Genomic DNA, 14,217 nt, shown 5'->3' on the forward strand with positions numbered 1-14,217 from the left:
AAATGACCAGTATGAAGAATCTGTGAATCTTTTGTATTCAGTAAACGGAGTCCAGCTTCAGGTCCTTTGCGATAGCGGAAAGCAGGTTTTGTAAAGCCTTTCCGGAAATGCCATAGTATTTTGCTGTCCGAATCGGTTCTTCTGTAACGAGACCGCACTGACGGAGCTCCGTCATATGATGCGATACGGTGGAGGGGGTCAGCTTCAGCATACGCGCGATATCCTGTCCCTTTGCCGGACCCTGCTCCGCCAGGAACATCAGGATCTGGTAGCGGGTTTCATCCGAAAGCGCTTTCAGCGCGGCAACGGTATTCTCACGCGGCGTTTTCTGATCACGGATGCTGCAGACCAGGATCTGTTTGTTATGAGGCGTGTTGTTTTCATAGAAATAGCGCAGCGCGTTGAACGGTACAAGCAGGGAAGGCATAAAGAAGAACTGTTCATAGGGTCCGCGGTTGTAAAAGTTTTTACCCATCAGCTTCTGCGAGCTTTCCAGACCGTCTGAAGTTTTAAGGATATCAATGACCCTTGCGCGGAAGGCTTCGACATCACTGCTGTGTGCCTGCAGCGCTTCCTGCAGCGCGGGAGTATCCAGTTCGGCGGACATGGCAAAAAACTCCTCAAAAAAGCGGCCGCTTTGCCGGACAAAGGAAGAAAAACCGAGGAAGCTGGGACACTTGTCTTCAATATGCGCGTAAAGCGAGCCCAGGACATCGTCATCCCGGAGCGCCTTCAGGATATCTTCTTTGGATGCTTTGCAAAGGTATTCCCAGGGCAGCTGGCGGAAAACCCTTTCCTCTTCCGGCAGGGAGAGGATGTAGTTCCGGAAGCTTTCCAGCGTAAAGGACGGACTGACGGTATCGAGCAGGAAGTCCAGAATGCCATAGCCGGCGAGATCCTTTATGGCACTGAAGGTCTCAAACAAAAAGCGGTACGTGCGTTTCCAGGCCGCAATCTGTTCGGCACCGTAAAGCGCTGTGCAGAGCTGGTGCCTGGGTTCTCCGTAGAGCAGGCTGAGCACGCCGTGCATGGGTTCCGCTTCCGGCGAGAAAGCAAATATACAGCTGTCATTCAGCACTTCCCAGCGCATGCCGGTCCCTCCTTTGCTTGATGTGGATATTATATCACGCTCATCGAAAAAAGCAACTTACCGCCCGACGTACAGGAAATTGCCCTGCTTTGTTGTCTGGTAGGGTGTGAGTTCAAAACCCGTTTCTTTCAGCGCCTGTTCGATCATGGTCTTGGTGAGGCCGGGGACGGTTTCATCCTTCAGGGCTTCCTCAACGTCCATCCAGACGACTTCGCTGTTTTCATCCCCGTCGGACCGGGCTTCGCCTTCCACATATTCCGCGGCAAACACAGCATACCAGTCCTTTGCGCTGAACCGTATACCGAGAAGCCGGCCGGCTTTGACCCGTACACCGGTTTCCTCCAGATATTCCCGGACCAGTGTTTCTTCCGGCACCTCCCCGAATTTGACATAACCGCCCGGGATGATCAGCTTTCCGTTTCCGCTGCCGTAAGTATGGCGGGCAAGCAGTACTTTCCCTTCTTTCAGGCAGACACCGGCCACAGACTGGCTCCAGTTGGTGCTGTTGATCTCTTCCTGTGTCATATGCTTTTTCCTTCCTTTCTGTTATTCGGGTTTGCGCCCGATCAGCCTGTACCATTCCATTTCGCTGAAATCCTTAGCCGGAAAGCCGGAGGGTACAGGGCGGATCTCAAAATCTGTGTATCCCAGGGCTTTCAGTTTATCCAGGACCGGGTCCAGGCTGAAGGGATGATAATGCTCCTGAAATTCCTCTTTCTGGAAGATCCGGTTATCCTTTTCAAAGGTGTACAGCAGGTTGAAGGTGATGGAACCGTCCGGGTTATGGTCCCAGACCTGGACCAGGTTGATCCGGTTCCCGTCCCGGAAAAAGGGGTTATAGAGATAAAAGCGCTGTTTGTTCCGCCGGATCTTTTCCCAGTTGCGGGAATCATAGCAGAGATAGCCGCCGGGTTTTACCAGGCGGTCCATTTTTTCAAGGGCCAGAAGCACATCGTTGTTTTCGACATAACCCAGGGAGTTGCCGGTGCTGGCGACGCAGTCAAACTGCCGGCCTTCCCAGCAGGAAAGGTCCCGGAAGTCACTGCATTTCAGTTCGACCGGTTTTCCTTTGGCGGCCGCTTTCGTTTCACAGCGGGACAGCATGGCTTCGCTCAGGTCTGAACCGCATAAGGAGATGCCCAGCTCCTGCAGGGCCAGGGTCATGCTGCCTGTGCCGATGCTGACATCCAGCAGGGTGTGTATCTCCCGGTCTCCCAGGAAATCCGCCCAGTCTTTGCGGATGATTTCGGTCCGCTGGTCGGATTCGACCAGGTCATAGATATCTGTCCGGTCATAGAGTTGTGACATGGTAAACCTCCGTTTATCTGAATGGATTATTTTCGGGAATCAGAGTATTTCGGCTTCCTGCAGCAGGTCTTTGATCCGTGCCTCAACCGCGGGATCTGTACCAAAGAGGCGAATATAGCCGGTAAAGGCGGAATCCATCTCTTCCGGTGTTTTTCCATAGACAGACTGCAGCGCTTCGGCAGGGTTTCCTTCCGTCCGGTAAAACGCGAGATACCGGTCCATTCCGAAGGAGGAGATTAGCCATTCTGTGAAAGCGCCCACAACGGGGTAGGACAAAGTGCAGTCCGTGGAATAGAAGCAATCTTCGTCCAACAGCCCGGGGACCGGTTTGTATCTGTCTGTCTTCAGGTAGAACGCCACCCATTCCTGGTTGGGAATGTTCCACCATTTGCGGTCAAAGTACATGGCCAGGCCTTCCTTTACGGCAGGGCTTTCATTATGGGCGATGAGCCAGCTGACAAGGTGGGCGTCCTCGTGGAATCCGATGCACCGGGTTTTGTCGTTATACACAGCATAGATCTTATCCGGCGCATAGGCAAAGCCGTTGCAGGGCTCGCAGTCGCCATAGACGCGGGCGACTTCTTCAGGGGTTTCGCAAAGGAAGTAATTCAGTTTATAGTCCGGCTCTACCCGCAGCACATCGCAGATATACCGGAAACAGGCCTCCTGTGTCTGAACAATCAGGGACAGGTCCCGCTCGGCGGTGGAGTGTTCATTATAGTGAAAGAGATAGTGCTCGCTTTCATACTGTTTCATGAGGAACCTCCATAAAGCAGGATCATAATCCGGCGATGTCTTCATCCGTATACGCTTTGGACGTAAGGATCACTGATTTGTCAGGGAAGATCTCTTTGCAGATCCGGAGTTCCAGGTCACGGCGGTGGATAAAATGACGGATCAGCGCCTCTTCACCTTCAAGACCCTTCTTTTTTGCGTAAGGGGAATCGTTGAAGTACTGAAGCATCAGGGGGAACCACAGCTCATTGCCGTTTTCATCGGACCGCTCCTTCCGGATCACGGACAGATTACCGCTGACGTCTTCAGCGTTCAGATAGACGATCCGGTAGTCTTTGCCTTCCAGCGCCTTCCGCGCAAGACGGTAAAACCCGATGATCTCCTCGTCGGAAAAGCACCGGAACAGGATCATGTCCTCCACTGTGTTCTGGAGAAGGGAACATTCAAAGATCATCCGGTCCGTGTTCCACTGCCGGTAACGGTCCAGGACAATGGTTTTGAAGTTTTCAAAGGAAACCCGGCCGTTATAGATCTCATACTGCTCCAGGTCCTGATAGAAAGCGTGATTATCCGTCCGGACCTGCGTATAGCAGATGATCCGTTTATTCCCTTCGGCGAAGGTCTTTTCTTCAATGGCAGAACGGAGGTCCGGATACTTTGTGAGAATCTCACGGTATTTCGATTCATCTGTATAGGCACACCAGGCCAGTTCCACGGGAGAGTAATCGCCTTCCCGTACGGCTGTATAACCGGGCCGGGCTTCAGCAAGCTTCTGCACCACTGTGCTCTTGCCGCTGCCCTGAAGGCCCTCGATAAAGTAATTCATTTTTCCTCCCTGAAAAAGCAAATGATCATTGTGAAGATGCTGACTGTGCAATCATACCAAAACAGAAAGGAGACGTCAAAAAGATCCGCCGGAGCTGCCGGCGGATCTTTGGACTGGAGAAGGTTTATCTGCTGAGAGCGGTAAGACGTTCCACAACAGCCCGGAAACGCGGGGTATTATGGATCGGGTCATATCGGTCCTGGTTCATACAGGACAGGCAGTACCATGCGAGGTTATGGGATTCATTATCCGGCACCAGCGGCTTCCGGACGCCGGGCGCGGGTTCACCGGGTACCTTTCCGGCATGATCACACATCGCTTCCAGGGCGGAAAGGGCTTCGTCCGCCTCTCCCAGGGCCACATAATAGGTGGCTTTATACCGGTGCAGCACGGCGATGTTCCCTTCCAGCATGCCGGCATCCTTTCCGCTGACCAGCCGCATGCACTGTTCGCAGAAGCTGATCACCCAGTCCAGCCAGTCAAGCTTGCTGTTCCAGGTTTCAGGCTCGTTGGGGAGACCGAAGCACACATAATCCCGCAGCACGCAGCTGAACCACTGGGACAGTTTCCGGAGGACATCCTGTTGCACAACCTCTGTCTGGTTTGCTCCACCGAAATAGTCTGACAGGAAAAACTCTCTGCAGGAACTGATCTCAGGCAGCATGCTGACAATCTCCTCATAGCCGTGCTCATCATGCCAGTAGTCCTTATACATCACAGCCAGCCGTTTGATACAGGAAAAACGGAAGTCATCGTGATCCGCCTGGCGGACCAGGTCCCACAGGATCTTTTCCGCTTCCTGCACACCGGCTTTTTCCGGCTGACGGTCGCCGCTGCCGGAGGCCAGCGCGTTGGCCAGAGCGAAACGGATGGTCTGGTCCCCGGGAAATTCCGCATGGGCGTCCCGCAGGAACCCGACATCATCCGGAACGTATCCGCGGTCTTCAATCCGCGAGACGGCGTTATAAATCTCCTCCCGCCTGGCTTCCCGTTCCGAAAGCTTGACGCCCAGCAGTTCATCCACACTGATGCCGAAGAAGCCGGCCAGGTCGGGCAGGTACTCGATGGCCGGGAAACCGGCTTCGGATTCCCAGCGGCTGATGGCCTGGGGTGTCACATTCAGGCGGTCGGCAAGCGCTTCCTGGGTGACGCCCCTGAGTTTTCTGAGTTTTCTGATATTTTCACCAATCGTTATGTTCATCTGATCATTCTCCTTTCAGGGCAAAGGCCCCGTCCGTCTCCCCGGCAGGGGAGATATCCTGAAAAAGTGCTGTAAGCTTACACAAATCAGTATACGGACGGAAAAAAGAAAAACAATTATCAATTTATTGTTGATTTATAAACGAAACGTTGATATATGGCAAATAAATAACTGCCGGATCAGCCGGCAGTTACTGTGAGCCTGTTTGTTATTTGACGCTTTCGACCTTGATGATGTTGGTGTTGCCGGGTTCGCCGTTGATCAGGCCGCCGGTCAGCACCACGTTGTCGCCTTTTTCCAGGCTGCAGACTTCCTGAGCGATCTTCATATCCTGCCAGAACATCACATCGATGGAGGAATAGTTTTCCGTCAGCACGGGGAAAACGCCCCAGGACAGGTTCAGTTTCCGCCAGGCCCGTTCATTGGTGGTGGTACCGATGATGCTGACCGGGCAGCGGAAGCGGGAAACCATCCGGACCGTACGGCCGGAGAGGGAGTTGACAACGATCGCCTTTGCGTTGACGTCCACGGCCATGGAACAGGTGGCATGGGAAATGGCGTCCAGGTTGCTGTGGATGGTGAACTCCATGTTCTTGAAGCGCTTGGTATAGTTGATACCGGCTTCGGTGAACTTCGCGGTGTCCGCCATGGTCTGCACGGCCTGCACCGGGAATTTGCCCGCGGCGGTCTCGCCGCTGAGCATGATGGCGGAAGAACCGTCATACACCGCGTTGGCCACGTCGGAGATTTCGGCGCGGGTGGGACGCGGGTTCTTGATCATGCTTTCCAGCATTTCGGTGGCGGTGATGACCCGCTTGCCCAGCATACGACACTGGCTGATCAGGTATTTTTGCAGGGCGGGCACTTCCATGAAGGGGATTTCCACACCCAGGTCGCCGCGGGCAACCATGATGCCGTCCGCCACTTCGCAGATCTCTTCCACGTTGTCCACGCCGCTGCGGTTTTCAATCTTGGCGATCAGGTCAATATCCTTACCGCCGTTCTGGTCCAGCAGATCCCGCATAGCCTGCACATCCGCCTTGCAGGAGACAAAGGAGGCGGCCACGAAGTCGATCCCGTTCTGGATGCCGAAGAGCACGTCCTTCTTGTCCTGCTCGGACAGGAAATCCTGGCGGAGCACTTTGCCGGGGAAGTTCATACTCTTCCGGTCAGACAGAACGCCGCCGTTCTGCACGCGGCAGATCACATCGCTTCCCTTGACTTCCTCCACCGTCAGGATGACCAGTCCGTTGTTGATGAGGACCGTATCCCCGGGGAAGAGTTCTTTGGTCAGATTGGTATAGGTGACGGCAACCCGGGTCTCGTCGCCCTGAATGTCCTCGGTGGTGAGGGTGAACAGGTCTCCGTCATGAAGGGTTACCGGGCCGTTCGCAAATGTCTTGATCCTGTATTCCGGCCCTTTGGTATCCAACATGATGGCGATGGGGAGGTTCAGCTTCTCCCGAACGCTGCGGATGAGGTTGATCCGCCGCAGGTGTTCCTCATGTGATCCATGGGAAAAATTCAGCCGGGCAACGTTCATGCCCGCTTCGCACATGGCGGTGAGGGTTTCTTCGTTTTCACTCGCCGGGCCGATGGTACAGATGATCTTTGTTTTCCTAAGCATATTCTTCTCCTTTGTTACCTGAAAACCGAACCAAAACAGGAGCTGTGCCTGTTTTCGCACGGCCTGAAACCCCGGATCCATCTCCGGGGTAAATTCAATCATATTACATTTTTGCAGAAATGTCTATTCGAAACAGTACTAAAATGCGGGGGAAGTTTCATCAGCCATGCCTTTCCTGCTTCCGGGCACCGGGATGGATAAACCGGTCCAGGGCTGCCAGAACGCCGGGCAGGACAAAGACGATGAGCAGGGTGGCGGAGATGGCGCCGCGGGAGATGGTCAGACAGATCTCCCCGATGGCCGGATTGGCAAACACATAGCCCAGGATGCCGGCCGCGATGATCATGATCAGGGCGGAGGTCAGGATGGTATGCAGGGCACCGTCATACGCCCCGCGGACAGCGGCTGTTCTGTCTCCGTTCCGCCGGTGCTCCCGGTAATAGGAGGTATAGAGGATCGCATAGTCTATCGTGGCGCCCATGAGGATACACTGCACCATGAGAATGGCCAGGTAGTACATGCCGCTGCCGCTCAGCCCGATGAAGGCCATGGTGAGATAGATACCGCACTGTACCGTCAGCACCAGCACCAGCGGAATGACCAGGGAACGGAAGGTAAGCGCGACAACGATGAAGATCGCCGCGGCGGAAATGAGGGTGATGCGGTTCAGCTCCGAATCGAAGGTTTGGGACATTTCCGCGTTCATGGCGGAGGTGCCGATCAGCCAGGTTTTCCCCGCCAGGAGTTCATCGCATCTTTCGGACAGGGAGGAGATAAACGCCCGGGTTTCGGCAGAATCGTCCGGATACACCGTGGTGAGGATGATCCGTCCGTAATGCTCTCCCTCCAGCTTTGCGGCATTTTTCTCCAGCAGGTCACCGGCATCCGCGATCTGCTGTTTCATTTCGCCGGTGATCATCATTCCCATACGGGGATCCTGAAGCACATGTTCCTGCAGGAAGGAGATCAGCTCCGGAAGCGTGAGGGTATCAATGGTTTCTCCGCCGTTCTGCGCGGCATAAAGCTGGTAGATCATCCGGATCATCTGCGGATTACCGCCGAACATTTCAGCCGTCTCTTCCGCTGTGCAGGCTTTGCCGATGGTGTTGTAATACCCTGTGATCCCGGTGACTTTTTCATCCTGCTCAAAGGGGGCCATCACCTCGGCTATTTTATCCCTGTCCTTTGTTTCATAGAGCAGGACCAGGGAATGCTGTTCCTCAAACACCTTTTCCACCGGGTTGTTGGTCTGGAGCATATACAGGATATCTGTATTGTTCTTCAGGAAAAACATGCCGACGAACAGAACCAGGAAAAGCACCGCGAACACAAACCGGTGCCGGACCGCGAAACGGGAATAACCGGCAGTCGGGATGTGCAGGGCCTTCTTCCGGGTTTTGACGATCAGCTTATCACTGATGAGAATCAGGGAGGGCAGCACGGTAAAGATGCATACCAGGCTGATGATGACGCCCTTGGCCAGCGCCAGGCCCATATCCGCGCCCAGGCGGAAGCTCATGAACAGCAGGCAGAGCAGGCCGGCAAAGGTGGTCAGTGAGCTGCCCGCGACAGCGGGGAAGGCAGCGGAGACGGCGGCCTTCATGGCAGCAAGGTTGTCGGGCGCTTGTTCCTTTTCCTGGGTATAGCGGTTCAGCAGGATGATGGAGTAATCCATGGAAAGAACCAGCTGCATAATACCCACAATGGAATTGGTGTAATAGGAAATGGCGGGGAGGAGAACGTTGGTGCCCAGGTTGACGGCTACCGCAATGCCGATATTGACCATGAAAATGACCGGCTCAAACCAGGAATTGCACATCATCAGCAGGATCAGCAGCACGAGGCCGACAGACACGATGATGATGTACAGGGGGAGAATGGGCACGTTGGATTCGTGAATGTCTCCGCCGGTAACAACGCCGCGGCTGTCATACCGGTCATGTACGGCGCGGTACAGGGAGGCGGCTTCCGCAGAATGGCTGTCGTATTCCGTTGTGAGTTCATAGAGGGTGTAACCGTCCCGGTTATACTTTTCCCCGGGTTCCCATCGGACTTCAGAAACCTGCTCCAGGCCGGAAAGCCAGGAATGAATCTCATCCTTTTCTTCTTCTTCCAGCCCGGAAAACATAACACGCAGTCCGGAAGACGCGGCGGACCCGAATTCCTGTTCCATGAGCTGCATACCCTGCTTCATCCGTGAATCAGAGCCCAGGTATTCCGTCAGGTCATAGTTGATATTAACCATTCCGGCCAGCGGCAGGGATACCGCTGCCAGCACCAGGAAAAAACACAGCAGGATCTTTCTTTTATCTACAAGGAATGACGCGAACTTTTTCATCTCTTTATCTCTCCCGTCTTTTGCATGCTTCCTGTCCCTTCGGACGGGTTTGTTTGACCGTCTTGACAGCGGGTGATTCACCCAATACAATGATAAAACAACAAGTGTTGACAAAACAACCGACAGATGATGTTCGTTTGTATCGTTTGTCAACATCCGGCAAAAAAGTGTTGACGATCCATGAAAAAAGCAGGGGGAAAAGAGATGGAGAAAAAAGAAGACCGCCGGGTGGCAATGACGAAGCGGATGCTGAAGGAAGCCCTGACGGAGATGCTCCGGGAAGTGGATATTTATCACGTTTCCATCCGGGAACTCTGCCAGCGGGCGGATATCAACCGCACAACCTTTTATAAGTATTACGGAAGCCAGTTTGACCTGCTGGCGGACATGGAAAACGACCTGGTGGAGTTCCTTTCCAACACCATAAGGGAATACGCCTCGAATCCGAAGATCATCATCCGGACGGTCTGCGAATATATGGAGAGCCACCTGGAATTCGGCCGGCTGATCATCAACAACAACGTGGATCCGCTCTTTCCGCAGAAGATCTTTTCCCTGGCAGTGCTGCGGGAGACTGTGATGGAAAAAACTCCCGGACAGCAGGATGATGCCGTCCGGGAGTATCTGTTCAATTACCTGACTTACGGAGCCTACCGTGTGATCAGCATGTGGCTGAATAAGGAACAGCGGGAATCGCCGGACCAGATCGCCCGGCTGCTGATGAACCTGACCCAGCTGGAATAAGGATCAGAAGAAGGGCCAGCCACTCAGCAGCAGGCCGGGGATGACCACGATGAGGAAGAAGGCCCAGCTGATCAGGGTGAAAACCTTGATGAACTTTCTTCCCTGACCGGGATAGGAACGGACATAGATCCGGTAGTTGATCACGGAGGCCAGGGAACCGATCAGGGAGCACAGGCCTGCGGTATCCGCTCCGTAGATCAGGCCGGCAAAGTTACCGGAGAAGGGATACAGCACAATGGTGGCCGGAACGTTGGAGATCAGCTGGCTCAGGCCGATGGCCCACCAGTATTCATGACCGGCAACCGCTTTGGTCAGTACGCCGGAAATGCCCGGATGGGCAGCGATCGAAGAGGAGAAGATAAAGAAGCAAAGGAAGGTTACGATCAGCACATAGTCCACCTGGAGGAGCAGTTTCCGGTCCACCAGCAGGATGGTGCCGATAACCAGCGCCACGGCCCAGGGCCAGAGGGTGGTGCGGGTCACAATGACGGCGATGATCAGCGCGAAAAGCGCCAGGTAAACGATCCGCCGGGTCTTTCCTTCCGGTGCCCAGGGGGTATCCTCAGTTCCGGAGCAGATTGCTTCCCGGGGATCTTTCCGGTACAGGAAGAAGATAAAACCGATCAGCAGCGCGGCGGACAGGACGCACAGCGGCAGCATATGCAGCATGAAGTGCCAGGCGGTGACGTTCGCCTGCCCATAGAGAAACAGGTTCTGCGGGCTGCCGAAGGGCATGAGCAGGGAACCGCGGATGGCGGCGATGTTCTGGAACGTCAGCACGGGAAGGATGTACTTTTCCTTTCCGGCACCGCTGAACAGCAGGATCGTCAGCGGTACGAAGATGATCAGCGAGACATCGTTGGTCACAAACATGGACGTGAAGAAGACACCGAAGACCAGGAAAAGGGTCAGGGTGGTCATCCGTTTCATCCGTGACGCCAGGCGGATCAGCGGGCGGAAGATGTTCTCCTTCTTGAAGCCCTCCAGTACGCACAGCATCATCAGCAGCGTGCCCAGGGTACGCCAGTCGATATCACTGAGCAGGCGCTCAGAAGGCGGAGTGATGATCATGGCCGCGGCTGCCGCCAGCAGCGACAGGGTCAGCATCATTTCCCGCCTGAAAAAACCAAGTACTTTCTTCATAAATCCGCATCCTTATCCATTCGTGTCCGGAATGGTTCCGGGCCGGTCCGCACCGGGACCGGAAGAGACTATATCACTTGTGCGTGTTTCTGAACAGCTTTTTTTTCAAAAACAGGAAAAACCGGCAGGAACGCCGCAATATCCCGGTGAACCTTACGAAATCGTAAGCTAAAAGTCACCTGATAGTAAGATTGACCTGGTAAAGTATACTCAACGGGGGAATAAGTCATGTCTGTAATTCGCTGTAAAAGCTGCCCGCCCCCGATGGTGAGGTGACTGAATATGAAGCGTCTGACAATGAACCAGGTGGCGAAAGCCGGCCTGAAAGCAAACAAAAGAGCATACCTGAGCCTTGTGATCACCGTCTTCCTGGCGGTATACCTGGCCGCGGCGGCCACCCTTGGCTGCTACTGCACCTGGAAGGCCCGCCAGGATGAGATGGCGGACAGGATCGGGTATATTAACTGTTTTGTTACCGATAAATCGGAGATCACGGATGTACAGCTGCGGCGAAGCGGCCTGTTCTCCCGGATCGGACATGTTTATCTTTCCGCCGTCATTGAAGAAACAGGGATCTATACAGGCTGGTATGACGAAGAAGCAGAGTATCTCCTGAACCGGAGGTGCGTTGAAGGACGCATGCCGGAGAAAGCCGGGGAGATCGCCATTGAACGGAGCGCACTCGAAAGTATGCGTTCCGGCCTGCGTGTGGGGGATACGGTCACCTGGAAAATGCATCCCCAGCAGGGGGTACCGGAGGAGCGATCCTATACCCTGACGGGTATCCTGAATGAACAGACAAGAAACCTGGATACGTCCTACAGGTATTCCTATCTGGAAAAGGAAAAAGCCTGGCCCGCGGCACTGGTGTCGCAGGAGGAACCGCCCTATGAAGTGGGCAGCACGCGGATCACCCGGGTGATGACCTATGCACCCCTGGTGACCTACAGCCGGGTGGATGAATACAGTTGGAAACGGTGGAACAGGGCGAATGTCTATGGTGTTAACCGTGCCTATGGGCAGGTGGAAATGCATGATTCCCTGGAAGATGAAGTGCAGAATGCCATCGCGCAGATGATCCTGTGGCTGATCATGGGTGGATGCCTGCTTCTGGCCACGTGTATCGGTATTTCCGGGGCCATGGAGGGAGTCCTGTCCCAGAGAACGGAAGAGATCGGTATGCTGCGGGCTGTCGGCGCGACCCGCCGGCAGGTCCGGCGGCTTTTCAGCCGGGATGCCTGGCTGATCGCAGGGGCGTCGCTGCTGCCGGGAATCGGCCTGGGAATCCTGACGGTTTGGGCAGCCGGGAGACTGGTGGATAATGAAATGAGCTTTGGCTTTTCCCCCTGGCTCCTGCTGCCGGTGCTGGCCCTGTCCGCACTGTGCATCTTCCTTTCCTCCTTTGCGCCGCTGCGGCGGGCTTCCCGGCAGATGCCCATGGGTGTCCTGCGGGATACGGGAATGCTGCGCAAAGCCAAAAAGTTCAGGAGTCGGAAACAGTTCCGGGCTACCGGCCTGATCGCGGGGCGGCAGGCCCGGCTGCACCCCTTCCGCCAGGCCGGCGCGGCGGTGATGATCGCCCTGATGCTGATCGGTGCTTTTTTCGTGGTGGAGATTGGTCTGGGAATGATGAACGATGTATCGGGCAGATCATATGATTTCAAAGTAAGCAAGCGAAACTGGTCAGACGACAGCGCACTGGTGTTTTCCACGGATACTGAAACAGCAGAACTGACAGAACAGGACCTGGCTCAGATCGCCGCGATCCCGGAGATGGATTATATGAAATACTCCCGCGGGGGAGTAATAAATCTGATCCTCCGGGATGAAATCCCGGCATACCTGCGGGATACTTATGCGGGGGAAGACGAGGTTTTTAATACCGGCGAGGATGACCAGGTCTTTTTCTGGGTCCAGCCGTTTGTGTTCAATGTATCCAAACTTCGCGGAACGCTGGATTACCTGCTGGCAGAGGAAGAACCGGAAAAACCGGCGGAGAATGAAGCGAACTTCGATGGGATATATCAATACTACAAGGAGATGCAGGCAGTTCAGGAAGTGTCCGGGGAAACCGGAAAACTTCTGCCTGTGAGAATATTCACGGTCGATCCGGAGGATGAAATGATCCGGCAGGCCGTAAGGGAAGGAACGATCAGCGGGGAAAAGCTGGATGCCGGGCTGGAAGTGCTTGTTTACGCACCGGACCAGTATGTGGGACGAATAACGAGTAAAAGACCGAACGAAATCGCATATATCTGTCAGGCGGATCAGGAGACAAGGGAAGCTGTGGAGTGGATCGCGGAAAACCACAATGATTATTTCCACCCGGGACAGCAGCTGGAATTCCTGCAGATGATCGATCATGAACCAACTGGTTATGCATCGGTGGATGCGGAAAAAAACAAAGAGACCTATGCCCGCATGGAACAGCGGAGGACATCAGCTGCTGTGGGCGCGGTACTGGCAGGAGATCTGTCAGGGAGTGAGGCGATCACTTCCGGTCAGCTGACGATCCTGACCACCGAAGCGGGGGCAGCATCGCTGGGTCTGTATACACACAGCCCAAATGTCATTGATGTGACGCTGGACGGAGAAGTGGATAATGAAACGGAGAAAGCCATCCAGGACCGGCTGGAACGGATCGCCATGCGGGCGGATATGGGCGTATACAACCATATTCAGGGACGTCGCGAATCACGTGATGCCTTACGAAAGGGGATTACGTTATTTGCGGGGATCATGGTTCTGTTCTTCGCGGTTTCGGTTGCCATGCAGGTGGGAAACACAGGACGCAGGATCCGGGCGGACCGGCGGATGCTCGGTACCCTGCGGGCGGTCGGCGCGGACAGGAACACGCTGGTGGGATGCTACCGCCTGCCGATGATACTGGCATCCCTTGCGGGACTGATCCTGGGAACTGCCTTTTATCTGGTTTTCAGGTACAGTGATATGACCGGCACGGCATTCCCGGCTTATCATCCGGAGATCGTGCTGCCGCTGTTCGTGGTGCTGAGCGGCCTGTGCTTGCTTTGCTGCCTGGCAGGCGTCCGGGCCAGGCTGGGACAGGTGCTGAAGAACAGTATTGTGGAGAATATAAGGGAACTATGATGTGCCTGTTTGGGGGTGTGTTCCTTAGGTGTTGGTAAGTGAAATATGCCTTCGGCATGTGAAATGTTTGCTTCGCAAACGTGAAATGTGCCTTCGG

The 14,217-nt window shown here is 54.7% G+C and carries 11 protein-coding genes; 2 read left to right on the top strand and 9 right to left on the bottom strand.

Translation table 11 applies throughout. From position 1 onward, the window contains the following. Positions 1-37 precede the first annotated feature (37 nt). The 8 genes from JYE50_RS01255 to JYE50_RS01290 all read right to left on the bottom strand — a co-directional run bounded on the left by JYE50_RS01255 (position 38) and on the right by JYE50_RS01290 (position 9,125). Entirely contained in the window at positions 38-1,090 is a 1,053-nt protein-coding gene (locus tag JYE50_RS01255; protein ID WP_084096618.1) for an ArsR/SmtB family transcription factor, read from the bottom strand. 57 nt (positions 1,091-1,147) lie between these two features. Then, positions 1,148-1,615, bottom strand: coding sequence for an NUDIX domain-containing protein (locus JYE50_RS01260; protein ID WP_084096617.1), 468 nt, complete (start codon positions 1,613-1,615; stop codon positions 1,148-1,150). Between the two features lie 21 nt (positions 1,616-1,636). Further along, positions 1,637-2,398, bottom strand: a complete 762-nt coding sequence (locus JYE50_RS01265) for a class I SAM-dependent methyltransferase (RefSeq protein ID WP_084096616.1) — start codon at positions 2,396-2,398, stop codon at positions 1,637-1,639. Positions 2,399-2,437: 39 nt separating this feature from the next. Beyond that, positions 2,438-3,154 (bottom strand): hypothetical protein, encoded by a 717-nt coding sequence (locus JYE50_RS01270; protein WP_084096615.1) that lies wholly within the window; start codon positions 3,152-3,154, stop codon positions 2,438-2,440. A 22-nt stretch (positions 3,155-3,176) separates the two neighbouring features. After that, the gene (locus JYE50_RS01275; RefSeq protein ID WP_084096614.1) at positions 3,177-3,959 is read right to left on the bottom strand and encodes a P-loop NTPase family protein; all 783 of its coding nucleotides are present in this window, start codon (positions 3,957-3,959) and stop codon (positions 3,177-3,179) included. Positions 3,960-4,083: 124 nt separating this feature from the next. Continuing rightward, positions 4,084-5,160 (bottom strand): helix-turn-helix domain-containing protein, encoded by a 1,077-nt coding sequence (locus JYE50_RS01280; RefSeq protein ID WP_084096613.1) that lies wholly within the window; start codon positions 5,158-5,160, stop codon positions 4,084-4,086. Between the two features lie 208 nt (positions 5,161-5,368). After that, positions 5,369-6,787: a pyruvate kinase gene (pyk, locus tag JYE50_RS01285; RefSeq protein ID WP_084096709.1), complete on the bottom strand. Its 1,419-nt coding sequence runs from the start codon at positions 6,785-6,787 to the stop codon at positions 5,369-5,371. Between the two features lie 160 nt (positions 6,788-6,947). Further along, positions 6,948-9,125 (bottom strand): efflux RND transporter permease subunit, encoded by a 2,178-nt coding sequence (locus tag JYE50_RS01290; protein WP_179138399.1) that lies wholly within the window; start codon positions 9,123-9,125, stop codon positions 6,948-6,950. A 204-nt stretch (positions 9,126-9,329) separates the two neighbouring features. Between JYE50_RS01290 and JYE50_RS01295 the strand changes: the two genes are divergently transcribed. Further along, positions 9,330-9,869, top strand: coding sequence for a TetR/AcrR family transcriptional regulator (locus JYE50_RS01295; RefSeq protein ID WP_179138398.1), 540 nt, complete (start codon positions 9,330-9,332; stop codon positions 9,867-9,869). Between the two features lie 3 nt (positions 9,870-9,872). Here the strand turns inward: JYE50_RS01295 and JYE50_RS01300 are convergent, their stop codons facing one another. Further along, positions 9,873-11,012 (bottom strand): SLC13 family permease, encoded by a 1,140-nt coding sequence (locus tag JYE50_RS01300; protein WP_084096610.1) that lies wholly within the window; start codon positions 11,010-11,012, stop codon positions 9,873-9,875. Positions 11,013-11,294: 282 nt separating this feature from the next. Here JYE50_RS01300 and JYE50_RS01305 point away from each other — a divergent pair, with 282 nt between their 5' ends. Next, positions 11,295-14,120, top strand: coding sequence for an ABC transporter permease (locus tag JYE50_RS01305; protein ID WP_084096609.1), 2,826 nt, complete (start codon positions 11,295-11,297; stop codon positions 14,118-14,120). Positions 14,121-14,217: the final 97 nt, after the last annotated feature.

Origin of the sequence: Aristaeella lactis (assembly GCF_018118585.1) — a bacterium.
Classification (GTDB): domain Bacteria; phylum Bacillota; class Clostridia; order Christensenellales; family Aristaeellaceae; genus Aristaeella; species Aristaeella lactis.

Coding starts and splice junctions, on each gene's coding strand:
- JYE50_RS01275 (WP_084096614.1), bottom strand. CDS start 3,959: ATGAATTACTTTATCGAGGGCCTTCAGGGCAGCGGCAAGAGCACAGTG.
- JYE50_RS01270 (WP_084096615.1), bottom strand. CDS start 3,154: ATGAAACAGTATGAAAGCGAGCACTATCTCTTTCACTATAATGAACAC.
- pyk (WP_084096709.1), bottom strand. CDS start 6,787: ATGCTTAGGAAAACAAAGATCATCTGTACCATCGGCCCGGCGAGTGAA.
- JYE50_RS01290 (WP_179138399.1), bottom strand. CDS start 9,125: ATGAAAAAGTTCGCGTCATTCCTTGTAGATAAAAGAAAGATCCTGCTG.
- JYE50_RS01300 (WP_084096610.1), bottom strand. CDS start 11,012: ATGAAGAAAGTACTTGGTTTTTTCAGGCGGGAAATGATGCTGACCCTG.
- JYE50_RS01305 (WP_084096609.1), top strand. CDS start 11,295: ATGAAGCGTCTGACAATGAACCAGGTGGCGAAAGCCGGCCTGAAAGCA.
- JYE50_RS01260 (WP_084096617.1), bottom strand. CDS start 1,615: ATGACACAGGAAGAGATCAACAGCACCAACTGGAGCCAGTCTGTGGCC.
- JYE50_RS01265 (WP_084096616.1), bottom strand. CDS start 2,398: ATGTCACAACTCTATGACCGGACAGATATCTATGACCTGGTCGAATCC.
- JYE50_RS01295 (WP_179138398.1), top strand. CDS start 9,330: ATGGAGAAAAAAGAAGACCGCCGGGTGGCAATGACGAAGCGGATGCTG.
- JYE50_RS01280 (WP_084096613.1), bottom strand. CDS start 5,160: ATGAACATAACGATTGGTGAAAATATCAGAAAACTCAGAAAACTCAGG.
- JYE50_RS01255 (WP_084096618.1), bottom strand. CDS start 1,090: ATGCGCTGGGAAGTGCTGAATGACAGCTGTATATTTGCTTTCTCGCCG.